The organism is Candidatus Pantoea bituminis (assembly GCF_018842675.1).
Lineage (GTDB): Bacteria > Pseudomonadota > Gammaproteobacteria > Enterobacterales > Enterobacteriaceae > Pantoea > Pantoea phytostimulans.
In genome coordinates this window covers 146,434-169,688 of record NZ_JAGTWO010000005.1, presented here as the reverse complement: position 1 = coordinate 169,688, position 23,255 = coordinate 146,434, and the positions used below count along the sequence as shown (strand labels likewise).

The 23,255-nt window shown below is 48.4% G+C and carries 21 protein-coding genes and 5 pseudogenes; 12 read left to right on the top strand and 14 right to left on the bottom strand.

The features are described from left to right. Nucleotides 1-68: 68 nt before the first annotated feature. The 4 genes and pseudogenes from KQP84_RS23290 to KQP84_RS23280 form a co-directional block, all read right to left on the bottom strand. A complete protein-coding gene (locus tag KQP84_RS23290) occupies nt 69-536 on the bottom strand; it encodes a dienelactone hydrolase family protein (protein WP_252515523.1) in 468 nt (155 codons plus the stop codon). Next, nucleotides 536-787: a dienelactone hydrolase family protein gene (locus tag KQP84_RS25655; protein WP_252515522.1), complete on the bottom strand. Its 252-nt coding sequence runs from the start codon at nt 785-787 to the stop codon at nt 536-538. The genes KQP84_RS23290 and KQP84_RS25655 overlap by 1 nt, the downstream gene beginning before the upstream one ends. A gap of 434 nt (nt 788-1,221) precedes the next feature. Beyond that, a pseudogene (locus KQP84_RS23285) lies at nt 1,222-1,526 on the bottom strand (YdgH/BhsA/McbA family protein). 388 nt (nt 1,527-1,914) lie between these two features. Continuing rightward, a pseudogene (locus KQP84_RS23280) lies at nt 1,915-2,246 on the bottom strand (gamma-glutamylcyclotransferase family protein). Between the two features lie 364 nt (nt 2,247-2,610). Here KQP84_RS23280 and KQP84_RS26340 point away from each other — a divergent pair. From KQP84_RS26340 to KQP84_RS23260, 4 genes and pseudogenes are all read left to right on the top strand, one after another. Beyond that, a pseudogene (locus KQP84_RS26340) lies at nt 2,611-4,649 on the top strand (beta-galactosidase). Further along, a pseudogene (locus KQP84_RS23270) lies at nt 4,646-6,051 on the top strand (MFS transporter). The pseudogenes KQP84_RS26340 and KQP84_RS23270 overlap by 4 nt, the downstream one beginning before the upstream one ends. Nucleotides 6,052-6,154: 103 nt before the next feature. Further along, the gene (gene araC, locus KQP84_RS23265; RefSeq protein WP_215848480.1) at nt 6,155-7,033 is read left to right on the top strand and encodes an arabinose operon transcriptional regulator AraC; all 879 of its coding nucleotides are present in this window, start codon (nt 6,155-6,157) and stop codon (nt 7,031-7,033) included. A 288-nt stretch (nt 7,034-7,321) separates the two neighbouring features. Next, complete coding sequence (locus KQP84_RS23260) at nt 7,322-8,527, top strand: sugar transporter (RefSeq protein WP_215848479.1); 1,206 nt, start codon at nt 7,322-7,324, stop codon at nt 8,525-8,527. Nucleotides 8,528-8,863: 336 nt separating this feature from the next. Here the strand turns inward: KQP84_RS23260 and KQP84_RS23255 are convergent, their stop codons facing one another. After that, a complete protein-coding gene (locus tag KQP84_RS23255; RefSeq protein WP_215848478.1) occupies nt 8,864-9,619 on the bottom strand; it encodes a DeoR/GlpR family DNA-binding transcription regulator in 756 nt (251 codons plus the stop codon). A 73-nt stretch (nt 9,620-9,692) separates the two neighbouring features. Then, a complete protein-coding gene (locus KQP84_RS23250) occupies nt 9,693-10,955 on the bottom strand; it encodes a DUF1479 domain-containing protein (RefSeq protein WP_215848477.1) in 1,263 nt (420 codons plus the stop codon). Nucleotides 10,956-11,210: 255 nt separating this feature from the next. Between KQP84_RS23250 and KQP84_RS23245 the strand changes: the two genes are divergently transcribed. After that, the gene (locus KQP84_RS23245; RefSeq protein ID WP_215848476.1) at nt 11,211-12,032 is read left to right on the top strand and encodes a Cof-type HAD-IIB family hydrolase; all 822 of its coding nucleotides are present in this window, start codon (nt 11,211-11,213) and stop codon (nt 12,030-12,032) included. 80 nt (nt 12,033-12,112) lie between these two features. On the opposite strand, the gene KQP84_RS23240 is transcribed toward KQP84_RS23245, so the two are convergent. After that, a complete protein-coding gene (locus KQP84_RS23240) occupies nt 12,113-12,997 on the bottom strand; it encodes an SDR family oxidoreductase (RefSeq protein ID WP_215848475.1) in 885 nt (294 codons plus the stop codon). Between the two features lie 100 nt (nt 12,998-13,097). On the opposite strand from KQP84_RS23240, the gene KQP84_RS23235 reads away from it, so the two are divergent. Then, nucleotides 13,098-13,925, top strand: coding sequence for a helix-turn-helix transcriptional regulator (locus tag KQP84_RS23235; RefSeq protein ID WP_215848474.1), 828 nt, complete (start codon nt 13,098-13,100; stop codon nt 13,923-13,925). Here the strand turns inward: KQP84_RS23235 and KQP84_RS23230 are convergent. Beyond that, nucleotides 13,922-14,305, bottom strand: a complete 384-nt coding sequence (locus KQP84_RS23230) for a winged helix-turn-helix transcriptional regulator (RefSeq protein WP_215848473.1) — start codon at nt 14,303-14,305, stop codon at nt 13,922-13,924. The genes KQP84_RS23235 and KQP84_RS23230 overlap by 4 nt on opposite strands. 114 nt (nt 14,306-14,419) lie before the next feature. On the opposite strand from KQP84_RS23230, the gene KQP84_RS23225 reads away from it, so the two are divergent. After that, nucleotides 14,420-15,469, top strand: a complete 1,050-nt coding sequence (locus KQP84_RS23225) for an NAD(P)-dependent alcohol dehydrogenase (RefSeq protein WP_215848472.1) — start codon at nt 14,420-14,422, stop codon at nt 15,467-15,469. A gap of 143 nt (nt 15,470-15,612) precedes the next feature. Here KQP84_RS23225 and KQP84_RS23220 read toward each other — a convergent pair whose 3' ends face one another. Beyond that, nucleotides 15,613-16,368 carry an IclR family transcriptional regulator gene (locus KQP84_RS23220; protein ID WP_215848471.1) on the bottom strand — a complete coding sequence of 252 codons (756 nt, stop codon included), beginning with the start codon at nt 16,366-16,368 and terminating at the stop codon, nt 15,613-15,615. 142 nt (nt 16,369-16,510) lie between these two features. Between KQP84_RS23220 and KQP84_RS23215 the strand changes: the two genes are divergently transcribed. After that, a complete protein-coding gene (locus KQP84_RS23215) occupies nt 16,511-17,653 on the top strand; it encodes an MFS transporter (protein WP_309140188.1) in 1,143 nt (380 codons plus the stop codon). A gap of 148 nt (nt 17,654-17,801) precedes the next feature. On the opposite strand, the gene KQP84_RS23210 is transcribed toward KQP84_RS23215, so the two are convergent. Both KQP84_RS23210 and KQP84_RS23205 read right to left on the bottom strand, forming a co-directional pair. Continuing rightward, entirely contained in the window at nt 17,802-17,990 is a 189-nt protein-coding gene (locus tag KQP84_RS23210) for a hypothetical protein (protein ID WP_252515517.1), read from the bottom strand. Nucleotides 17,991-18,076: 86 nt separating this feature from the next. After that, nucleotides 18,077-18,310, bottom strand: a complete 234-nt coding sequence (locus tag KQP84_RS23205; RefSeq protein WP_215848470.1) for a DUF4060 family protein — start codon at nt 18,308-18,310, stop codon at nt 18,077-18,079. Between the two features lie 367 nt (nt 18,311-18,677). On the opposite strand from KQP84_RS23205, the gene KQP84_RS23200 reads away from it, so the two are divergent. From KQP84_RS23200 to KQP84_RS23190, 3 genes are all read left to right on the top strand, one after another. Beyond that, nucleotides 18,678-18,815, top strand: coding sequence for a hypothetical protein (locus tag KQP84_RS23200; RefSeq protein WP_215848469.1), 138 nt, complete (start codon nt 18,678-18,680; stop codon nt 18,813-18,815). Nucleotides 18,816-19,471: 656 nt separating this feature from the next. After that, nucleotides 19,472-19,696 (top strand): hypothetical protein, encoded by a 225-nt coding sequence (locus KQP84_RS23195; protein ID WP_215848468.1) that lies wholly within the window; start codon nt 19,472-19,474, stop codon nt 19,694-19,696. A gap of 96 nt (nt 19,697-19,792) precedes the next feature. Beyond that, complete coding sequence (locus KQP84_RS23190; RefSeq protein WP_252515550.1) at nt 19,793-20,062, top strand: hypothetical protein; 270 nt, start codon at nt 19,793-19,795, stop codon at nt 20,060-20,062. 81 nt (nt 20,063-20,143) lie between these two features. Here KQP84_RS23190 and KQP84_RS23185 read toward each other — a convergent pair whose 3' ends face one another. Further along, nucleotides 20,144-20,347, bottom strand: a complete 204-nt coding sequence (locus tag KQP84_RS23185) for a hypothetical protein (protein ID WP_215848466.1) — start codon at nt 20,345-20,347, stop codon at nt 20,144-20,146. Nucleotides 20,348-20,702: 355 nt separating this feature from the next. Between KQP84_RS23185 and KQP84_RS23180 the strand changes: the two genes are divergently transcribed. Next, the gene (locus tag KQP84_RS23180) at nt 20,703-21,332 is read left to right on the top strand and encodes an aspartate/glutamate racemase family protein (protein WP_215848465.1); all 630 of its coding nucleotides are present in this window, start codon (nt 20,703-20,705) and stop codon (nt 21,330-21,332) included. Between the two features lie 48 nt (nt 21,333-21,380). On the opposite strand, the gene KQP84_RS23175 is transcribed toward KQP84_RS23180, so the two are convergent. Further along, a complete protein-coding gene (locus KQP84_RS23175; protein ID WP_370661511.1) occupies nt 21,381-22,079 on the bottom strand; it encodes a RipA family octameric membrane protein in 699 nt (232 codons plus the stop codon). A 176-nt stretch (nt 22,080-22,255) separates the two neighbouring features. Beyond that, nucleotides 22,256-23,142: pseudogene (locus tag KQP84_RS23170) on the bottom strand (siderophore-interacting protein). Nucleotides 23,143-23,255: the final 113 nt, after the last annotated feature.

Here is a 23,255-nt window from a genome sequence, read left to right as displayed (position 1 = left end):
ATAACTCACGCGCTGGTGGAAAGCGTGGTGTCTGAATATCCAGACACCACGGCAGTAAATTAAAAGGATTAAAGGACTTCGGTAAACAGTGCGAACATAGATTTAAATGCGCGACGTGAAACATCAGCATTATATTGGGAAACGCCTTCAACATTCGCCGTTGGATCGGTGAACGAGTGCACCGCACCTGCATAACTGATTAATTGCCAGTCAATATTCTTAGACGTCATTTCATGAGAAAACGCGGCAAGCTGCTCTCTCGGCACGAGTGGATCGGCAGCACCGTCCAGGACTAATACGGCGCTTTTGAGTTCTTTATCTTCATATAAGCCACTGGTATCTAGCGTACCGTGGAAAGAAACAGCTGCCTTAATATCAGCACCGCTACGCGCTAATTCAAGTGCACAATGGCCACCGAAGCAAAAACCGATAGCGGCAATTTTACTGGCTGAAACTGCCACTTCTTTTTGATTCACCAAGGCAACCAGCGCGGCATTTATGCGTTCAACTTCAGCGGGCGTATCTTTAACTTCCATCATATATTTACCTGCGTCATCACCTGATGCAGGCCGCTTCCCTGACCATAGAGGTCAGCAATCAAAACCACATAGCCCTCGGCGGCTATTTTTTCTGCCTGCTCAATGGCAGTGGATGTCACACCCATCCAGTTTGGTGCCATGACCACACCGGGGCGCGGAGAGGAATTGTTATCGGTATAAACCAGTTTGCCTTCGAAACTGTCTTGGCCGACACGATAAACACAGCTGGAAGTAATCACAGTAGACATAAGTTCTCTTAAGTGAAAAGTAATGGGATGAGGGGACGAATGTTTTACATTGACTAAATAGACTCCGTTTATCAACCGAAGAAAAGTACCAGCGCAGGGAATGCTAAAAGATGGCGTTGTTCAGTTGAGTACGAATAATAAACAAAACGGGGATGCTAAAGTAAACAGCGTGATTTAACTGAAGGTTGTGATAACAAAGTCAAAGCTGCCGGAGAAAACTCTGCACGTAACAGAAAGAAAAGAGTAGATTCCTTTATTAATGTAAGAGTAGTGAAATTTCATAACTGAAAATTATTAAAAAATAGGCTATGCAAAAGACGAGAAATTTAAAGTGATGTGAAAAAACACATTGTCTCGGTAATAAAAATAAGACAATGTGCTGTTGAGCAGTTAATGAATGCCTTTGTTGTCGATGAATAATTAAACGTCACGGGTTAGCCATAAGCGACTTTTTCATTGAGGGTATACAGCGTCGCCGTCGCGGCTAGCAGATACTGCTCATCTTTACCTTGTTTGTGAGATTCGACTTCGGTGATGTGATATCCCACGGCACCCGCATCCAGGGCTTTATGTAACAAGGCGTCATTTAATTCCTCCATGGATGTCGCCCAACTTACCGATGTAACTCCCATAGGCTGAATGGAATTTTTTCACGAAAAGATAACCCTGAACGGATAAATACGGGTTTAACGGTCGGATGGGAAAATATAGATAAAACATCCTGAACTAATGCTTTCATTATCGAACTCCTCAGAAAACGGAAGGTAAAGCCGGCCATTAGGAAAGCGTAAACACGATTGATTGTTAGACGTTGTTGCACTGTTAGCGCTGTTCAACTTCGACAACGTTGATGATCACGAACCTTGTTAACAAGTTGTGATGGATGTTATCAAATACCCTTTTGTGTTATCTGTTTTAGCTTTTACTGCTAATTAATTGCTTATGAAAACTTCAGCCACATTTGAATTAATGTTTCAGGAGAATATTTTCATCTGTTTACAAGTCGGGGTTTCAGAAACAGTTACAGAGAGGATTAAATACGCGGATGAGGTGATGAGTGGAACCAGCGAAACAACGAAAATGTCAGTGAGGCCGCGCTGGTTTGGAAGGGCCAGTTCAGTAGATTATCAGCTGATTTGTGGCTGAAGTTGATATACCCAAGCCGTAACCTGTTGATCTGCTGCTGTTGTAACACTCACTTCAACGCGATCATAACCCTCTTCGAATTCATCCAGCATCGGCCAATGCGGCTCAAGCTTGTCAGAGAAAAAAGGTAACCATTGACGCGTTGGCCGTTCTTATCCAGCACAACGCCTGGGAAGTCTGCTGCTGCTCCCCAGCCCCGCTCATAAAAGGTCCCCGTTACATAACCTTGTTGCCATTCACCGCCAATATTTTCCAGGATATGTGCATTAGAGCGGCCCGGACATAATGTGCCGTAGACAAATAATTTCTTCATTTTCCTTCAAGCATTCCCTAAATAAAAAATAAAACTCATGCTGGCGTTGTCCGGTAACGCTATCAGACTCATCACCGGGTCAAAAAATATGCCAAATTATTTTAATCAGTGCAAAGCGTTCTCGGTATAAATCGATACACAGCAAACCGAAATAAAAGGGGTTATAACTTACGCGTTATCTGATTACAGCGCACGCTAAAGGCGCTCAAGCGTGGGTCAATCGGCTTAACCGCGGTTTTGTGATCGCGATCAGACTCTTAAGGCGATAGCAGATTTCTGTATGTTGGCGACAGCCGTCTACAGCTTCGCATCGAAGCTTTCCGCTAAGTTAGCAGCCTGAGCGGCAAACAAAGCGGGAATGCGAATGGAGAAGATTTGGTTTGGTACTGCTTATTATCGTGAATATCTGCCAGAAGAGCGTCTGGAAAAAGATATCGCCATGATGAAAGCTGCGGGCATCAATTATGTACGCATCGCTGAAAGCACCTGGAGCACCTATGAACCGCAAGAAGGCGAGTTTGATTTTTCTTCGGTAATAACGGTTCTTGATCGCATGCATGCAAATGACATTAGCGTGATTATCGGTACACCTACCTACGCGGTGCCCGCCTGGCTGGCAAAACGTTATCCAGAAGTGTTGGCGACAACGCCGCAGGGCCAGAATAAATATGGGCCACGACAAAAAATGGATATCGCTAGCCCGGTTTATCGCTATTACGCCGAACGCATTATTCGTCAGTTATTAGAGGCCACGGCTGCACATCCTGCTGTCATCGGTTTTCAGGTTGATAACGAAACCAAATATTATGAAACCAGTGGCCATCACATTCAGGTGGCCTTTGTTAAGTCGCTACGCAAAAAATTTAATGATGATCTGGTTTCGCTTAACCGCGCTTTTGGGCTGGATTACTGGAGCAACCGCGTGGATGCCTGGGAAGATTTCCCGTCAGTGGAAGGCACTATCAATGCCAGCCTTGGCGCGGAGTTCAAAGCTTTTCAGCGCCAGTTAGTGATCGATTTTCTGTCGTGGCAGGTCGAGTTGGTGAAGCAGTATCGTTCAGCGTCGCAATTTATCACTCACAATTTCGATTTTGACTGGCGCAACTGGTCATTTGGCCTACGCGCTGAAGTTGACCACTTCGCCACGTCACGCCTGCTGGATGTGACCGGTGTAGATGTCTATCATCCTGGGCAATCACGCCTTACTGGCGCGGAAATCGCGTTTACGGGTGATATTGCTCGCACGACTAAAGATCAAAACTACTTTGTATTGGAAACCCAGGCGCAAGCGTTTAAAGACTGGACGCCTTATCCGGGGCAATTGAGATTACAAGCGTTTAGCCATATCGCTAACGGTGCGTTAATGGTCGGCTACTGGCATTGGCACTCAATTCATAATTCCTGGGAAACCTACTGGAAAGGTTTACTCAGCCACGATCTGCTGCCGAATCCTGTTTATGATGAAGCATGCGGCATTGGCAACAGCCTTGAAAGGTTATCCCCCTATTAGCGGGCCTGACCAAGACCAATCGCGTGGCGATGCTGGTCAGTAACCGTTGTCTGACGGCGGTGGACTGGCATCCGTGGCGCGGGCATCAATTTGGCGGTGACAAGGCGCATCAATACAACGACTTTTTCCGTAGCTGGTATGACGCGCTGTATCGGTTGAATATCGAGCTGGATATTCTTGACGCTGATGATCCTCGCGCACTACGTTATGACGTATTAATTGTGCCGTTGCTGTATGCCGCATCGGATGAACTGCTGATACGCCTGAATACCTTTGTCGAGCGCGGCGGGCATATCATTTATTCTTTTAAATCGGGATTCGCAGATGAAAATCTGCAGGTGCGCACCGCCTTGCAGCCGGGCATTATTGGCGAAGCGTGTGGCGTTTCCTATCAGCTGTTTGTTGAGCCTGATGATGTGCGGTTGTCGCAAGAGACTTTTCAGTTAGAAGGTGATGTCGGTTGCGTAACAGACTGGATGGAATTATTGCAGCCCACCTCAGCAGAAACAGAAGTGCTGGCGCGCTATGAGCATCCTTACTGGGGTAAATATGCGGCTATCACCCGTAACACGTATGGCGAAGGTTCGGCGACCTATATTGGTTGTAACCTGTCGAGCGAAGGCATGGAGCACATCTTTAGCGGGCTTCTTGCCACGCCAGCATTAACGCCGCTACGCTCAGATTACGCCTTTCCCCTGATCGTACGGAAAGCGAAAACCAAGACGCAGCAAACAGTGATTTTCCTGCTCAATTACTCTTCTACACCGCAACAGGCGAAAAACCCTTTGCTACGGGCCACTTCATTATTGAACAACCACGCCGTTGAACAGGGAGAAACGCTGGACATTGCGGGTTGGGATCTCTGCATCCTGTGTGGCGAGGAGGCGTTATGAAAGCGAATCCACAAATTACAACCTATCCGCCGGTAGGTCTGCGTGAACGTTTATCATTTGGTTTTGGCGATTACGGCACGAATCTGACTTACACCTTGATGGTGACTTTTCTGGCGTATTACTACACTGATGTGGTCGGTGTGCCTGCGTTTTTGATTGGCTCGTTGATGTTTATTGCCCGTGTTCTGGATGGCTTGCTGTGCATCTGGGTCGGCATCCGCATCGATAAAACGCAAACACGTTACGGCAAAGCGAGGCCATGGGTGTTGTGGACTGCCATCCCGTTTGGTCTCTCAACTTTTCTCCTCGCGTGCGTACCGGACGCCAGTTATACGGTGAAAGTCACCTGGGTTTGCGTAACCTATTTGCTGGCAAACATTTTTTTACGGCTAATAACATCGCCTACGGTTCTCTACTGGCGCTGATCACGCGCGATACCGTAGAACGCGGCATTCTTAGCGTATTTCGCAAAGGGCTTTCTACTTGCGGCTCGCTGACCGTTGGCGTAATTACGTTGCCGCTCATCGCCTGGCTGGGCAACGATAGCCGCGCCTGGCTGGTGGTTTTTGCTCTATACGGCACATTTACCGCTGTTTTTCTGACAATTACCGCCCTTGGAACGCGTGAGCGCATAAAACCGGTACGCGATGATAATCGTAAGCACATCTCTTTTCACCGCGTGCGGCGCTCAATGCTGGCGAACAAGTATTGGATGATGATCTTTTTTTATTTGATGATCACGTTTACCAGCCTGACGATGTTGAGCACCATCAGCGTTTACTACTCAAAATATATTTTGAAAGACATCTCGATGATGTCGTGGATTAGCGTGGCGCAGTATCTGCCGGGACTGCTTACGCTGCTTACCATTCCTTTTCTCATCAAGAAGCTAGGCAAAAGAAATCTGGCGCTGCTTGGCTTATCGATATGCTGTATCGCTTATTTGATCCCTTTATTTAACCGGCAAGATGCGCTGTTTGTGATTATCGCCACGGTGGTGCGCAGTATTGGGTTCTGTGGTATTGGGGCAACGATGTTCGCCTTTCTGGCTGACACCATTGATTACGGCGAGTGGAAAACCGGGCTGCGTATTGAAGGTATTCTGTTTAGCGCCGGTACGCTTGGTCAGACAGTCGGTATGGGACTCGGTACAGCGACGGTTGGCTGGATGCTAAGCGCTGCGGGATTTGTCAGTGGCGGCGGCGTTCAACCCGCCAGCGCATTACAGATGATCCAGTTTCTGTTTATCGCATTCCCGTTGGTACTCGCGCTGTTAAACATGGCGTTGCTCTATTTTTATCGGCTTGATGACATCTATCCGCAGGTCGCCGCCGACCTTGCGCAGGGCAAATTTGAGGCGCCAATTGTTGCATCCTCAATCACGCTACAGGTGCATCCATAACGACCAACATTCTGAAAATCTTCAAGATCGGAGCAGCAGCGCAGCGGAAATATTCCGTTGCGCTATGCTGCCTGACCTTATCAAGCCCGGCAGAACAAGAGAAATGGCACAGGTTGAAGAAACAGGCATGGTCGATTTTTCCCCGCTGGTCCGGCGTTTTACTTTTAACGCCTGGATGGTAGCCGGTTTTACGCCCATTACACGTGGCAGCAAACTCGACTTTTTTATCCACCGCGCAGGCGGTATGAAAGGAGTGATCCTCAATTTAACCCTGCGTGGCAGTGGTAAAATCTATACCTCCAAAGGTAGTTTTCAGTGCCAGCCCGGCGAGGTTTTACTGTTTCCGGCGGGCGTGCCGCATCATTACGGCCGCGATGAACAGAGTGAATATTGGGATCATTTGTGGATTTATTTCATTCCGCGCACTTACTGGCTTGAGTGGCTGCAATGGAATCAATGTGTGGAAGGAATCGGGCGGCTTGTATTAACGGCACCTGAAGAAGCCGAAGAAATGCGATCGCGCTTTATGGAGGCTATTCAGCTTAGCGTCAGCGATGAGCCGCTAGCGGAAGCGCTAGCAATGAACGCTGTCGAAAAGGTGATTCTGGAGTGCTTTCGCGCTCAGCCAGACTTTCGGCAACCCAGAATCGATCCGCGTATTAAAAAACTCTGCCAGTTTCTTAATGAGCACATGACGCAAGAAACCCATATCGACCAGTTGGCTCGACTCGCCTGCCTTTCACCTTCGCGTTTAGCGCACTTGTTTAAGAAAGAGACGGGCCAAACGATATCGGCCTGGCGCGAAAAACAGCGTGTCGCCCGTGCCTGCGAGCTGCTGCAAAAAACCAACTTTGCGATAACGCAGGTCGCCCTGACCGTGGGCTATAACGATCCGCTCTATTTCTCGCGCATATTCCGCCACCACATGGGCGTTAGCCCACGCGAGTATCGAAAAAAACAGGAGAAATGTAGCCGTGCTTAGTGGTTCTGTTAATGCGATGTGAAATGAGATTAAAGGAAGCTTATATTATTTAATAATCCCAATTAAAAATTATATCGATATCAAGAATAAAAAACGGTTCATTTATTTTTTATGATAAGACTTATTTTGATTCGGATAGAGAATACTAATCATATGGCTGAATATATCTAATCCCAACGCGCCAGATTTGCGAAAAATGCGACATTGATCACATTAAGCTTGAATGAAGGAAGCTCGCGCCATTACCATTGCGCGCTTTCTTATTTCAGGTTCCAGGGTTGATTAATTATGTCTGACTTGCAAACGGTGTCCCGTAAAGTTGCATGGCTGCGTGTTTTAACACTTGCCGTTGCAGCATTCATTTTTAACACCACAGAATATATTCCTGTTGGGCTTTTATCCGATATTGGATTGAGCTTTGGCATGGAGAGTGCGCAGGCAGGCGTCATGCTGACAATTTATGCCTGGATCGTGGCGCTTATGTCGCTGCCACTCATGTTGATGACCAGCAAAATTGATCGGCGCGTGCTGCTGCTGAGCCTGTTCAGTTTGTTTGCGGGCAGCCATCTGCTCTCATTTTTCGCCTGGAATTTTGACGTTTTGCTGGTGAGCCGCGCTGGCGTGGCGCTTGCACATGCGCTGTTCTGGTCCATTACAGCTTCGCTGGCTATTCGCCTTGCTCCTGCAGGGAAGCGCGCTCAGGCGTTGGGTTTATTGGCAACGGCAACGGCGTTGGCATCCGTGCTGGGCTTGCCACTTGGCCGTATCATTGGGCAAAGTTTTGGCTGGCGCGTCACCTTTTTAGTTATTGGTGTTGCCGCCATGATTCTGTTGGCGATGATTATCAAAATTATGCCGCGTGTCACCTCTGAACAGAGTGGATCACTGAAAAGCCTGCCGGGATTACTGACGAATCCAGCGCTGTTAAGCCTGTATGCGTTGGCGGTCATCGTTGTGACGGCGCATTTCAGCGCGTTTACCTATATCGAGCCGTTTGTGCAACAAGTGGCAGGAATGAGCCATAACTTCGCCACTCTGCTGCTGCTTATCTTCGGTGTGGCTGGGATCAGTGGCAGCATTATTTTCAGCAAATATGGTGAAAAACATCTGTCGAACCTGCTGATTGGCGCGATAGCTCTACTCACCCTGTGTTTGATGACAATGGTAAGCGTTGCCCACAGCATGAGCGGTTTGATCGCTATCTGTGCGCTTTGGGGCATCGCATTCATGATCATCGGTATGGGAATGCAGATGAAAGTATTGACGCTGGCCCCAGAAGCCACCGACATCGGTATGGCAATGTTCTCAGGTATTTTCAACATTGGTATTGGTTTAGGCGCGCTGGTTGGTCAAACCGTCAGCATTGATCTTTCACTCTCCTCAGTGGGTTATGTTGGGGCGCTGTTTGGCTTGTCAGCGATGTTGATTGCAATAGTCGCATTCAAAAAATGGCCTGGCAGGGCGCGTCAGCAAGAACAAGATTTGGTCGCGTAATCGTGTTGAAGAGAGCCGGTAATTCTGCAAAGAATACCGGCTTATTTAATTAAAATAATCTTCGCGCCCTGTAATATACGTTAGTTACTTTTTAGCTTTTATTAGTTATAAAACTTTCCTGCTTTACGCGTTTAATTCCCAAATTAAATCCCTTTTAGCGCTGTTATTATTGACTAAATAGACAATTTAATCTGTCCCAGAATGGCAAGGGGCGGCCTTGTTTTTAGCACGCAGGGTTTAGTATTAAAAAACGTGTTGATGAGGGCGAACGGAATCTTCTCTCTGTTCACCCATACATTACACCTAAAACAGGGACAAGGTTAAAGCACCCACATTTCAGACGACCTTCTCATTAACCTGAATAACCGCCACGTTCTGTTCCTGAAGTTGTGTCAGGAGGGTGGGATGAAGGGCGCTGTCGGTTATCACCCGACGAACCTGAAAACCCGGCGACAGTGGGTAAGGATGGATTTGCCCAAACTTGGAAGAGTCGGTCAGAACGAACGTTTCAACACCCTTCGCCAGCACGGCATCAACGACGTCGCAGCGCAGCATATTACGGCCTGTGAAGCCGGTTTCAGCCTGCCAGCCATCAACACCGACAAAGGCTTTATGGAAATGAACCTGCTGTACGCAGTAACGCGTCAGCGGGCCGACCATCGATTCACTGCTTTTCTGCAACATGCCACCCAATACAATCACTTCACAAGCCGCCTCTTTGAGTAAGTGAGCAATGTAGTGGCTGACAGTAATAACGGTAACATCGCGACGATCGGATAATGTGCGTGCCAGCAAAGCATTGGTGCTGCCACCTTCGATAAAAACCGATTCACCTTCGTTGATCAGGCTGGCGGCGTGGCTGGCAATCGCCTGCTTGATGCCGTAACGCGTATTCATGCGCATGCCTACGTCATCGCTGTCCAGCGCAAGGGCCGACCCGTGAACGCGACGAAGAAACTGGTCGCGCTCCAGCATGTTGAGATCCTGACGTACCGTGACTTCAGAAACACCGGTGATCTGCGCCAGTTCACTGACGGCGATGCTGCCTCGCGTGTTAACCAATTGAATAATCTGTTGATGACGTGCGTTCATGTCGGCTATTCGCTAGAAAATAAGGGGCACAGTTTAACAGAGAATCCGCGCCGCCTGGCGACGCGGATCGTCATCAGGCTAAGCCCAGCGCACGTTTGCCGTTGAGGTTTAAATCTGCCAGCGTGAAACGATCTTTCCATTCAGCTTCATAATTCTCTGGCGGGAAGTCTCCCGGTGAGCGGCCTTGCTCCAGCGCTTTCGCCACCAAATGTGCATAAGCCAGATTCTTTTCACACAGCGGCGCGGCGGGTATATACATCACATTGCCCCAACCTTGCTGATTTTCCACCGGTGCCACTGAGTGAATGACATCGCAATGCCACCATACGGAATCACCCGCTTCAAGCGCTGGAATGGAACTCAATCCTTTTATCAGATGTGGATGCCATTTCTCACTGATGGGCAGGACTTTGCCCGGCGCAACGCCGCACAGTTCATCATCAGGAACATCAGACAGAAGTGGCCGCAGCAGCACGTATGCCATAGCTTCTGGCACGGGAACCACATGCAGCAAGCCTTGACCTGGAATCATATCGGATAACGCTGTCCACCCCTGGAAAGTACGGAACACCGAGCATTTCGTGGTATCCGGCACATCGTACTCGTTCACTTCGGTACGATAAGCCGCATTCCAGGGATCGTAAGCATCAATATCGCCACTGAAAACAGAGGCAAAAACTTTTTGATAGGCGGGAAGCAACCAGCGTTCCAGCGCACCGGAATCGGTGTGCGCACCTAATCCTTTGGAGGTGGTGCCAGGCAAACGTCGGCGAATGCGATCGGGATAAATAACGCTCACATCGGGATCAAACCATTGTTTGCCCTCGGATTCGAATCTCCATAAGCGATTAAGAAACGACTGAACCTGATTCATCGCATCGCTTTGTCGCGCCTGCATCTGCGCCTGAGACCAGTAAATCGGGTAGATTTCTGGACGTGAAGCATCAAGGCTCCCGAAAAAGTTATCGCCGGGGCCACGATACTGTTTGTCGAAATCATTGGCGTCCAGATAGTCGAGCATCGACTTGTCCCAGGCGAGTGCCTGCTCACGAGAAAACTGCTGTTTCACCACCAAACAGCCGCGCTGTTTGATATGATCGCGGATTTCATTCGAAACCTCATTGTTTGCGATTTGCTGCAACGTGATGCTCGGCCAGGCACTACCGGTTTTTAATTCCTCCGCTTTTGCGTCTTCAATCGACTTTTCAATACGGCTGCAAATCTTGGCAAACAGCGCATCAACATCGCCAATTTGCTGGCGGAGCTGCTGCTTCAGTTGTCGAATGGCCATTTTGATATCTTGAGGTAAAGGTGTTGCCTGTGATTTCACTGTCATATATCGCTCCGCCAGATACAGGGTTGAGTTTCGAACGTAAGTTTTATAGTCTTCGTTCGTAATGATAGGGGCGAGATTAACATTAATGCAACGACAAAAAGCGTGAGCGATAACACAGGATTCATTAAGGAACGCTCCTAAACCGCTTCACAAACTCATTATTTGAATTCTCATTAATCCACACAGCGATTAAGCTTTAGGCATCACGTTAACAAGCCGAAAGGACAACACGGCGTCAGCAAAGGGGTGGGCGAAATGGCAGTAAAAATGATTGCAGTTGATATGGATGGTACGTTTTTGGATGAAAACAAGCAGTACAACGTCCAACGGTTTTCGCGCCAATATGCGTTATTGAAAGAGAAGGGCATCCGTTTTGTTGTAGCCAGTGGTAATCAATATTATCAATTGCAGCGTTATTTTCCCGAACTCAAAGATGAAATCGCCTTTGTTGCTGAAAATGGCGCGTGGGTTTCTGACAGCAATGAAGAGATCTTTTGCGGTGAGTTAGCCAAAGAAAAAGTGCATCAGGTGTTAGATATTTTGGCGAAAGAGCCTGAAATCAGCACCGTCGTATGCGGTAAAAAAGGAGCCTATGTGCATTCATCGATATCGGATGACGTCGTTGCCATGTTGACGAATCACTACTATCGACTGGAAAAGCGCGACGATCTTTACGACATTGATGACACCATTTTTAAATTCTCGCTCAATCTTGCCCACGAAGGCGTTGATGCACTGCTGGAACGCTTGCATACGCAACTCGGCGAAGTTGAAAACATCATGCATCCCGTTTCCAGCGGCTTTGGTTTTATCGATTTAATTATTCCGGGTTGCCATAAAGCGCACGGTATCGCCTTGCTGCAAGAAAAATGGGGCATCAGCGATTGCGAAGTGCTGGCTATTGGCGATAGCGCGAATGACATCGAGATGTTGCGTCAGGCTTATTTTAGCTTTGCGATGGCAAATGCGGTGGACTCGGTCAGCGCTGTAGCCCGTTACAAAACGGAAAACAATAATGATGAAGGTGCATTGAACGTTATTTCTCGCGTTTTGGCGCGTGAATTCCCATTTGATTAATGGCGTTAACCACACAGCAAAAAGGCCGCAGATGCGGCCCTTTTGCTGTTTAACACCGACAATACATGCCTCTATAACAATCAAAAATAATCTGTGTTGCGTAAGTCGCTGAGCAGATCCGGCCCTGAAGGTAGCCAACCCAACGTTTCTTGCGTCCAGCGACTTGAGGTGGGGTTATTGGCAGCCACAAAGTGTGTCATCCAACTAAGATAATGCGGTGCTTCCTCCAGCGTCACTGACTTTACGGGCAGGTTAAGTCCGGTTCCAATCACTTCTGCTATCTGTTTGAAAGAAACGCCCTGTTCCTGAACAGCATGCAGTGATGTGCCCGCCGCCGCGTGCTCCACCGCCAAACAAAACAGTTTTGCCGCATCGTAGCGGTGAACCGCCGGCCAAAGGTTCTCGCCCTCGTCGATATAGACAACAACACCGTTTTGCTTCGCCAGCGCAATTAGCATCGGGATGAAACCATGATCGCCCGCGCCATGAACGGTTGGCGGTAGCCGCACCAATGCGCTGCGGATCCCGCGTTCGACCAACGCCAGCGCGGCCATATCGGACATCGCGCGCGGGTTGCGTCCCATTTCAGTAGGGCTCTGTTCAGTCGCCAGATGGTTAAGCGGCAATAACATGGTGCCGGATGTCACAATCAAGGGTTTGTTGCTGCCTGCCAGCGCATCGCCTAATCCATTGATCGCCCGTTGATCGACCTCAACAGAATGCTGAAAGCGGCTGAAATCATGTATGAATGCTGTATGGATAACGCCATCAGCCTGTTCAGCGGCTGACTGCAAACTCGCGATATCTTCTAGCGAGCCACGCGTCACTTCGGCACCCAGCGCGTTGAGTTGCTCAGCGGCCGCATCACTGCGGGCTAAACCCACGACGTGATGGCCCCGTTTTAATAACGTGTCGACTACGGCTGAACCGATAAAACCGCTCGCGCCCGTCACAAAAATTCGCATAATCCTGCTCCTCAGGGTTTGGTGTTAACCTATGATAGAGCGTCAATAAAATGCGAAAAGTCGTGACGTTATACCGGTATTGAAACTAACAGGATGCGTGATGAGCGAAGATAACCGATTTGGGAATTTCCTACGTGACCGACGAACTCGTCTGGATGCCGCACAACTGGGTTATTCAATGCAACGTCGCCGCACGCCAGGCTTGCGGCGAGAAGAAGTTGCGATGCGGGCCTGCGTAAGCGCAACCTGGTATACCTGGCTGGAGCAAGGCCGTGGTGGCGCACCCTCAACAGAGGTTTTAGAGCGTCTGGCTCAGGCGCTGGATCTGTCAGCCGCCGAACGCGAACATCTGTTTTTGCTGGCGCAAAATAGATTGCCTGGCGTCGAATATCAGAGTGGTATCTGCGTTTCCCCACAACTTCAACGCGTTTTGGACAGCATGACGATGACGCCGGCATTGGTTAAAACCGCCGAATGGCAGGTCGTTGCCTGGAACCGATCTGCTGCAACACTCTTTGTCGATTACGCCGCATTGCCACCGGAACAGCGCAACGTAATGAAAATGTTGTTTAAAGATGAGGCAAAGAAACGTCTTGCACTGCCTAACTGGGAAGCGGCGGCCCGTCGTTTAGTGGCAAACTTTCGTGCCGATATCACTCGCACCGGTGCCAGTTCGCATGTTCAGGCGCTCATCGAAGAACTCTCATCGCTCAGCCCCACCTTCTGTGAAATGTGGCAATCGCAAGATGTCAGTCATTACGGCGAAGGCTTTAAACAACTACTCATCGCTGAGGAGGGCTTGATTGATCTTGAATACAGTACTTTTACCGTTGAGGGTAAACCTGGCTTGAGTCTGGTGGTATTCAATCCTGCCAGTGACGTCGATCGTGACAAGCTTGCGCGCCTGATGGCCCGTAAATCAGCTTAATGCTTCGCGGTGCGAGCATTCGCTTCCATTTCATCCAGCGCCGCCTGATTATCAAGCCCCCATTGATACATTACCTCAATGGGCTCGGCGAACGTTTTTCCTAACGGCGTCAAACTGTATTCCACTTTGGGTGGAACCACTTCATACACATAACGCGAAACTAATCCGCGCTGCTCAAGCTCACGTAAGGTTTGAATCAACATCTTTTTTGAAATGCCCTGCAGGCTTCGCTCAAGCTCGCCGGTACGCGCGCAATTTTTCGGCCAGTGATAGAGCGCATGCAACACCATGGTGCTCCATTTCACTGCGAACAGTTCAAGCAATCTACGCGGTGGCGAATCGGCAAAAAAGCATAATTTCCCTTCGATCCAGGCAGGCATATCCTCTCCTTAATAGACGGTAACTAAAAGGTAACTACTATCAACTTGGGGGCCACGTGTCTATAGTGTGTCGCTTTCTTTTCTGCCAGAACGGCAGAGATTCAGGAGGCCACAATGAAAATTAATGCACTGATTGCCGATGATGCATCACAGCCACTAAAAGCGGGTCAAGTTGAACTGCGCGACATGCAAGCTGATGACGTTAAGATTGAAATTCTCTATTGCGGCGTGTGTCATTCTGACTTGCATATGGCCCGTAACGAGTGGGGCGTAAGCCGCTATCCGTTGGTTCCGGGACATGAAATCGTGGGACGCATCGTGGAAACGGGTGAGAGCGTCGCTAACTTCAACACGGGTGACATTGTCGGCGTTGGCGTCATGGTCGATTCTTGCGGCAACTGCCATTTCTGTCAGCAGCAGGAAGAGCAATACTGTGCTGAAGGCTTCACACCAACCTATAACGGTACCGATAAATATACTGGCGGCACGACATTTGGCGGTTATGCACAGCATGTGGTGGCCGATCATCGTTTCGTCGTTTCTATTCCAGATAACTTGCCGTTAAACGCGGTTGCGCCGCTGTTGTGCGCGGGCGTTACCGTTTGGTCGCCGCTGCGCCACTTCAATGTAAAAGCCGGTGATCGCGTGGGTGTGATTGGTTTAGGCGGCTTGGGTCATATGGCGGTTAAACTGGCTAGCGCATTGGGCGCGGAAGTTACCTTGTTCACCACTTCGCCGAACAAAGGTGAAGATGCTCTGCGCTTAGGCGCAAAACGCGTTGTGGTTTCACGTGATGCTGAACAAATGGCTGCGTGCCAAACTTCGCTGGATATCATTTTGGATTGTGTCGCAGCGCCTCACGACCTCGATCCTTATCTCGCCACGCTAAAAACCAATGGTCATCTGGTGTTGGTAGGAATTCCCGATCAGCCGCATCCATCACCCAACGTGACGCCGATGGTCTTTCGTCGCTTAAGCATTACCGGCACCTCGATCGGCAGCATTCGTGAGACGCAGGAAATGTTGGATTTCTGTGGGCAACACAACATTACCGCCGATGTCGAAATGATTAAGGGTGATGAAACTGAAGCTGCGTTTGCACGCATGTTAAAGAGTGATGTGAAATATCGCTTCGTTATTGATATGCAAAAAACCCGCTGGTGATAATTAAAGGCCTGCTGTTATGGCAGGTCATTACCAGACAGTGACATCATCAAATCTTTTTAGTTCATAGTTACAACATCCTGTTACGCGTTCTCGTAACAGGTGAAAACATTGATTTCGGCATACTGTTTCGTCTTGCAGGCTCAATTTGCGGCATCAAGCAATGTTTCAATCTCTGCTTTGCACTGCATCAACATCGATAAAAGAGAATCATATTTCTCTTCAAAGCGCAGGGCTGGGACTGCAATAGAAAGTGCATATTGTTCGCTGAGATGCGTATTCAATACCACGCCAATGGCGCATACCCCGCGTGCGTGTTCTTCGCGATCGATGGCAAACCCTGAATTGCGTACTGTTTCCAGTTCCGTGAGTAACGCCTGTTTGTGAGTGATTGTACTTTTTGTTCGTGCGTCCAGACCTGATTTAAGGAATGTATCGATATTGGCTGGTGGTTGAGAAGCCCAAAGTGCCTTGCCATGGGCAGAGGAATGGCAAGGAAACGCTGTTCCCAATGGAGAGATCACCCGTAGCTCTTGATCCGAAGCATACTGGCTGACCAGCACGACATGCATGCCGCGATAAACACTGAGATTAACCGTTTCATGGGTACGCCGGCTTAACATTTCCATGGCTGGGCGAGAGAGGGTCACGAGATCGGTATGGGCAGAAGCCGCGAGGCGAGCTAAAGCCGGGCCCAGTTGCACGCCGTTAACGCCGTTGATCAGAAGTTGTTGAGATTCCAGCGACATCACCAAACGATGCACTGTCGTGCGTGGCAATCCCGTCTCTTTTGCTAACGCAGTTATCGATAACCCACGCGGTTGGCTTTCAAGCGCACGCAGAATCTGAGCCGCACGTATAATCACCTGTGAACCCTGATTTTCGTTTGCTTCACGCATTCCGCTCTCCTTACCGTTTCGCCTACAGCAGGCGGGGAATATAACATGAATGTTTTATTCAGCGGCAACACTCGTCATTGTGCACGCTATCCGTATAATGGATACACAAACCAATATGCGGATAAGTAGCAAGGGTGATTCTGTGGCTGAACTTCGAAATGCAGGCGCGTTTACGTTACTCGGCGTGGCATGCCTTACTATTATGGTGGGTTGCGTCATTGTCCCTGGATTAAGTGAAATCGCGCCCGCATTAGGCGTAAGTCATGCCGCCAGTTGGTTAGTTACGGTACCTTCTCTTGGTGTTGTGGTATTTGGCCCCTTGGCTGGCCGCCTGATCGATCGCTTCGGCGCCTGGCACAGTTTAGCGTGGGGCCTATTTTTGTATGGTGTACTGGGCGCAGGTGGCGTTTTCCTTCATGGTTTTTATGCCATTATGCTTGATCGCTTGCTGCTTGGCGGCGCGACTGCCATTGTCATGTCGGCAGGTACGGGCTTAATTTCCAGCTTCTATCAAGACGATGCTCGCTTGAAAATGATTGCCCGTCAGGGCATGTCGATTGAACTCGGCGGAGTCATCTTTCTGTTTATCGGCGGCATTCTTGCAACACTGAGCTGGCGTTGGCCCTTTTTGCTCTATTTGATGGGCTGGGTATTGCTGCTGATGCAGCTGCGTTTCGTGCCGCATCCTGTTGCGCCTCAGAAAAGTGAGGTCGCCAAAACCCCCGTTTCAGGGGTACTTAAACCGGTTTATATGGCTGCGCTGTTATCCATGGTGAGTTTTTTCACTGCGATCATTTTGATTCCAGAATATTTCCATCAACAGGGTATTGGCGCAGCTGAAACGGGCTATTTCCTCTCTTTCATTTCACTGATTGCGGTGATTGCCGCTGCGGTCATGCCTGAAGTTATGAAACAACTTGGTGGCCATCGTACGCTGATCATCGCTTTTGTTTGTTACCTTGCCGCACATTTGATGTTTTCATTCGCTGCGGCGTTGCCTATTTTCATGCTTGGGGGTGTTTTGCTCGGATGCGGATTCGGCCTGTCAATTCCCTTGGTAAACCATATGACGGTGGATCACAGCGAAGAAGCGGTGCGCGGACGAAACCTGGCTTATCTTGCCATGGCGATATTTTCTGGGCAGTTTTTGTCTTCATTCATGGTGTTCATTCCCGGCAATATTTCATGGATATTCTCTGGCGCTGCGTTGCTAGCCGGGCTTTCATGCGCATTTATCTGGTTTACCCAACGTAAACAAAGCAGTGAAAACATGCCATCCACCTGATGTTTAATCACTATGGGTAGATCGAATAAATCTGCGGATGACATTAAAAAGGCGACCCTGAGCAAAGGTCGCCTTTCTTCGCCAGGGAAGGTTTCGTTAGCCTGAATTGGCTGACTGACAAAAACGTCCAACTGAACGGCTAATCACACTAAACCAAGCTAACAGAAATTACGGTGATTTCTTCTGTTTCCAGGTCCATCAACTCTTTGATTTCAAAGATGTGCTTTTCCAACTCTTCCTCAACATCCAGGCCCTCGATGAAGGTATGGAATGTTTTTGTTTCCTGCTCTTTGGGTTTTACCGCATAGGAAACGAACCATTTCTTTTTCTGCATCATGCTGTCCCTCTTTTAAAACCGATACGTCTATCTTTAGCGTTAAATCGGCGAGAGCTCAAGTTGAGCCAGCGCTCTTTATCACGATCTCAGGCAGCGCCAGAGAGATGGGTAAGTTTACGCACGCCCGTGATCACGGAAGCAACCATCGTTTCACGTCGGGTTATAACCTCTATCTGATAATATCTGGCCCGGTAGGCGATGGAATAGATGACAGGATGATACTTATTGCCTTCTCCGTAGCGGGAGTAGTGCGCTTCAAGCGCTCGAGTTGCTGCAAGAATATGGGAAGGTTCTTTATCACCGCGGATGATTTGCTTCATTCAGTTCCTCAAATGCTTTACCAGAATGCAAGCTGTACGGAAAGCCTGCTACGACGGGGTTTATAAACACTGAACATCTGACTGCTAACAACAACATTATAATAGTGTAAAACGTTGCACGTGTTTTATGACAACGCAATGACGGCATAAAAAAGCGTGCCAGATTGAGCAAAATGTTAAGCCCTAAGGCGCGCGATCAGTACCTGAAATTAATGAGGCAGAGAACGTAAGATCGCTATAGAGCCAAGCGGATGCTGCTTAAAATTTTGCAGATTTACGCTTGAATCACAAGTCAGCAATTTCCTTAAATAGACCGTTTATCCTGAAGCTAAACTTCTTTTACCCACATGGGTAACAGGAGGAATATATGTCAGAAAGACCCGATGATATTGACCCGCTTCCTGGAGGTAATCAGGTTCCTGGCGACGACGACTATATACCCGGTGATGATGAAGAAGCGCCGGAAGACTCTGAGTTTCCTGAGGATGACCTTCCCGAACGTTAAGTTCAGCTGAGCCGTCTTCGGGCGGCTCTTTCACTTAAACAATGTTTCTTCAGCCATTTTTCAGCGTTTGATCGTCGATTAAGATCCCGCTTAGCGAGCGAAGTAAAGCGACGCTTGTAGTAAAGATTCCGCTTAGCTCACACTTCTGATAATTACTTAGCGTGATAAATGTAACCTGGCTAAACTACATGTTACCCACATCGGATGAAGGAGGTAATTGTGCTTACAGACCCTGAAGTCAGAAGGTGGGCATCTTTAATGCTCACGTCCGCATTGCGCGGTAATATGCCGAAAGAATCAGTTTTAAGACAGATGTGCATTTTGCGCGCCCATCATGGTACATCCGTCTTTGAAAATGTCCTTGAGCAAATGCTACTAGAAGCCGGTCGGGTTGGGCCTTTGCATTGCAACGGAAAACTGTATAACTATACAAAAACAGAACTGCCAGATTCAGTTAAATAACTGAATATAAAAAGCTTAATAATTTTTACCGCCTAAGGGCGGTTTTTTTATGGGTGAAGGTATGCGCTGGTACAGAATTCAGACGAAGCGTCTGAGAGATTTGTCTGATGTGCTAAACAAACGCAATAATTAGCTTCACGAAGCAGGGCTCAAAAGTTAAGGTGTAGCTTCAAAGGATTAAAAAGGGAAAGGCAATGGTTAACGATTATTTTGGACTGCCATCAGCAGGCGTTACGCAAGAGCAGCACAAGCGTACGGTCGCCGTAGCGGCTGCGTTAGCGGTAGCGGAAAAATCTGTCAGTGCAGCAACATCCGCTAACGGTTCTAAAGCGGCCTGGGATTTACAGGCTGTAGCGAATGAAATTGCAAACCTTGCGGATGCTATTCAGGATGCGCTTGAGCTAGAAGAAACAAAATAAAGAGAGCCGCCTACGGGCGGTTTTTTATTCGTTAAGACCCGAGTCAGACTTTCTTACAGGAACCAGAGTGTGAACAAAGCCTTAGTCGTTGCTGGCATGATTCTGTTGCTCTGCGCTTGCTCTAACTCTGTTGGGCGAAATATTGATAACGCCGGCTTTCAGAAAATCCAAAAAGGGGTGACGACTAAACCAGAATTGATTGCGTTGTTCGGCCAACCCAATGCAGAAACGCCTTATCCTGATGGACAACAACTTCTCAAATGGACTTACAGCGAAGCCAGAACAATGGATACTACCGAAGGGAAAACGCTGACAGTGCAGATGAAAAACGGCAAAGTCTTCAGCTATTCTCTCAGTAAAAGTTAGTGTGAGATTAGCCGTGCATTAAGCGTTTCGCGTGACTGCACGACTCAATCATTACCTAAAACAAATAACAGGAACCAAGACCTAGAACAGCGTCTCTTCTTTGGCCTTTGCCGCTGTTTTTTCATCCGCTAATGCTTTTATCGGATCGGGCGACGTTAACCATCGATCAAATTTTTGGTAGGTTTCAACGAATGATTTGAAATAACCTGTGGCACTAGAAATGTTCTCTTTGCGGTTCATGAATGCCATCGTAAGTTCAAACGCATCTTGATTATCAAATTTCATGAGTTTCTCCTCTGTCTCGGTATCCATTGAGCGTAGCCTGGGTTTTCAGCACACGCATTCAGACAAAGACCAATGGCAGACATTTATCAGTGCAGGCTCAGCATCTCAACTTTGCGCCAGAGAATAAAAGCGTGGTAACCACGCAAACCCGACGCGGTAATAAGGAAAACATCAACGGAATGGTCAAGGCCAAGGCGGTAATCGGAATTTATCATTGAGTAACAACACTTATTATTTCCCGCGCTTGACTGTCGGTAGACGGTATTTTTTTACGCGTTATATCTTCTTGTTAAATATGTATCGCGGCAGTGTTCTGCTAACAACCTTCTCTCATTGGCTTTAACGGGATTGTAAAATGTTAGGAATTATTCGGGTACTTACCCACCAGGATCAGAATTTTGTTGAAGAGCATGGGCGGCTGATTCACCAGCAATATGGACTGGATTCGATAAGTCGTTGCATACCCGATCAGCCAAAAGGCATTTTTGACGACGCCAGCGAAGCGATTGCCGTGCCGAAAATCATTGCACTAGGCCAGCAGTTTCAGGCGGAAGGATGTGATGCCATTTTCCTGAGCTGTGCTGCCGATCCGGGATTAGAGGCGCTGCGCAAAACAGTAACGATACCGGTTATTAGCGCCGGTAGCGCCTCCGCCAGTATTGCGGCGATGCTACAACGTCCCGTTGCGGTGATGGGAATAGGGGCGGAAGCACCGCGCCCGTTCAAAGCGCTGCTCGGCGAGTCGGTTATCTATGCACGACCTGAAGGTGTGTTAAATACCACCGATCTCCTGTCATCTCATGGACGACAGAGCGCGCTGGCCTGCGCGGATGAGCTTTACCGACAAGGCATTGAAGTTATTGCATTCTCTTGCACCGGTTTCTCAACTATTGGTCTTGCTGATGCGATTAATCAGCAACTTGGCCAGATTGCGGTGGATGCGGTACGCGCTGCCGGATTATTTGCCAGCCAGTTAGGGCGCTAATAGCGTGGCAGAATCGCCAGCGTGATGCTTGACGATTCTGCAAGATCCTCAAATCGGATCAGCCTTGGTTTTCATCTTCTTTTTTGCGTCAATCTGCGTCGTTTCTGCCGCGTGCTTAAAAGGCTTCAGTAACTGAATATCCAAAATAACGTAGGTCATTGTGCTGATGAACAGAGATATTACGCTACCAAAGACGCCACTGGTGGTGAAAGTCAGGTAGTTATAAATGATCATCCAGGTTAAGCAGATAAATAACGCGAGCGAGATATAAATGGAAGGAAGGGAATAGTTGCTGGTTCCCGCACCCTGAGAATGGGTTAATTTGAACAAATTTCCCACAGAGTATTTTTCTAAGGTATGAATGGTTTTTTCCCAGTCAACCTGTTTACGGGCGCTGGCTCGACTAATAAACAGGAAAAGAATAGAGATAAAGAAACCTGAAAAAGCAATCAATACGGGGATAGCCTGCAAAGCATATTCAATACTTTTATGACCCGCTTCGCTTGCAGATAAATCGAGGGTAAGTGAGGCGCCAAGTGCGGCATAAAGAAACAGAAAAAGAGCCAGAAAGGTGGTTGAACGCTTCCAGTCTGTCTCAATTTCAATATTCTTCTGCGCTATAGCGATGTGGAGAGATTGCTGAATTCTGTCGGCATGAATGGAGGCTGATTCAATTTTCACCACGTCCTCATCCAGTAAATCACGCATAAATTGCGCATCATCTTTGTGCACATCAATATTTGGCATTATGAATTTCTCAATAAAAAATTTCCCTTATTTTAATCGGCCCCAGAGGAATTAACAGGTAATTAATTGTATTAAAGAGAGCAGGGTTATTTGTTCCTGAATTTTTGTGGAACAACCGACAGTTCACTAGCTCAGGCTTAAAATCACGTGGCTTATAGCCCAGTCAATGACGGCTATCACGCACGATATGACCAGTAAGCCATAAAATTGAGGGTACTGCGATCAAGACAGCACTCATCAAGAAGATAACGGCGCAGGCGCTTCACGGCTGAAGATTCGGCAGCAACCCAAGCGTAAAAAGGCTGATTACCTTCAGCTCGTTCCCACAATAACTCATCCTCGCCTGTTTCAGGCAACTCGCCATTCTGTGGTTTGCAGGCAAGCGCAGGAACCGGCACGTCTTGCCTGATCGCTGCCAGCAAGCGTTCTCCCCAAACGGTACTGCCGGTTTCCTCACGCGGTAACCACGTAATTTCCGCGAAGGGGAAATCGCCCTGCATCACGCAATCTGCCCTTAAAGGCACTTCAAAAAATGCCCGAACTGTCGGGGGTTTGTTTGCTGTGCAAGCGCCTCCAGAATACTCATGGCTGCAGGCAGCGCCGTTTCATCGGCGATCAGTAAAGCTTGCTGAACCTGTTCATGAGGAAGCCATTCATAGCCGCCGCTGTCTGTTTCGGCCAACGCGTTCGGTGCGACGATCTGCAATTCATCACCGGGCCGGGCATTATAAGCCCAGCGAGAAGCCGGACCCGTTTCACCATGCATAACAAAATCAACCACCGCCTGCTGCCTTTCGCGCGATACGGCGCGCAGGGTATAGGTGCGTAACAGAGGTCGGCAATGTCTCGGCAGCGCCAGATAATCTTCGTACCAGGTATCGCTCACAGACATGCGCGTCCATTCACCGTTCTCAGCGGCAAACAGCAACTTTATACGTTGATCGGGGCCATCAAGTTTCATCTCACTGATTTCGGAACCGGCAAACACGCAGCGCAGCATTGAAGGTGAAAGCAGGGTTTTGCTTTCTAAGTGAACGTTAAACAGACGATACCCGGCTGCCATGCAGTGATTCTCCAAAACGTCAGATAAGGGCGGGCTAGCCTGATCCCGTCATAAACGAGAATTATTATCATCCATTACTTGCACTGTCCAATCGAATTTCAGGATGACGGCTT

Coding starts and splice junctions, on each gene's coding strand:
- KQP84_RS23290 (WP_252515523.1), bottom strand. CDS start 536: ATGGAAGTTAAAGATACGCCCGCTGAAGTTGAACGCATAAATGCCGCG.
- KQP84_RS25655 (WP_252515522.1), bottom strand. CDS start 787: ATGTCTACTGTGATTACTTCCAGCTGTGTTTATCGTGTCGGCCAAGAC.
- araC (WP_215848480.1), top strand. CDS start 6,155: ATGGCACAGGTTGAAGAAACAGGCATGGTCGATTTTTCCCCGCTGGTC.
- KQP84_RS23260 (WP_215848479.1), top strand. CDS start 7,322: ATGTCTGACTTGCAAACGGTGTCCCGTAAAGTTGCATGGCTGCGTGTT.
- KQP84_RS23255 (WP_215848478.1), bottom strand. CDS start 9,619: ATGAACGCACGTCATCAACAGATTATTCAATTGGTTAACACGCGAGGC.
- KQP84_RS23250 (WP_215848477.1), bottom strand. CDS start 10,955: ATGACAGTGAAATCACAGGCAACACCTTTACCTCAAGATATCAAAATG.
- KQP84_RS23245 (WP_215848476.1), top strand. CDS start 11,211: ATGGCAGTAAAAATGATTGCAGTTGATATGGATGGTACGTTTTTGGAT.
- KQP84_RS23240 (WP_215848475.1), bottom strand. CDS start 12,997: ATGCGAATTTTTGTGACGGGCGCGAGCGGTTTTATCGGTTCAGCCGTA.
- KQP84_RS23235 (WP_215848474.1), top strand. CDS start 13,098: ATGAGCGAAGATAACCGATTTGGGAATTTCCTACGTGACCGACGAACT.
- KQP84_RS23230 (WP_215848473.1), bottom strand. CDS start 14,305: ATGCCTGCCTGGATCGAAGGGAAATTATGCTTTTTTGCCGATTCGCCA.
- KQP84_RS23225 (WP_215848472.1), top strand. CDS start 14,420: ATGAAAATTAATGCACTGATTGCCGATGATGCATCACAGCCACTAAAA.
- KQP84_RS23220 (WP_215848471.1), bottom strand. CDS start 16,368: ATGCGTGAAGCAAACGAAAATCAGGGTTCACAGGTGATTATACGTGCG.
- KQP84_RS23210 (WP_252515517.1), bottom strand. CDS start 17,990: ATGATGCAGAAAAAGAAATGGTTCGTTTCCTATGCGGTAAAACCCAAA.
- KQP84_RS23205 (WP_215848470.1), bottom strand. CDS start 18,310: ATGAAGCAAATCATCCGCGGTGATAAAGAACCTTCCCATATTCTTGCA.
- KQP84_RS23200 (WP_215848469.1), top strand. CDS start 18,678: ATGTCAGAAAGACCCGATGATATTGACCCGCTTCCTGGAGGTAATCAG.
- KQP84_RS23195 (WP_215848468.1), top strand. CDS start 19,472: ATGGTTAACGATTATTTTGGACTGCCATCAGCAGGCGTTACGCAAGAG.
- KQP84_RS23190 (WP_252515550.1), top strand. CDS start 19,793: ATGATTCTGTTGCTCTGCGCTTGCTCTAACTCTGTTGGGCGAAATATT.
- KQP84_RS23185 (WP_215848466.1), bottom strand. CDS start 20,347: ATGAAATTTGATAATCAAGATGCGTTTGAACTTACGATGGCATTCATG.
- KQP84_RS23180 (WP_215848465.1), top strand. CDS start 20,703: ATGTTAGGAATTATTCGGGTACTTACCCACCAGGATCAGAATTTTGTT.
- KQP84_RS23175 (WP_370661511.1), bottom strand. CDS start 22,079: ATGCCAAATATTGATGTGCACAAAGATGATGCGCAATTTATGCGTGAT.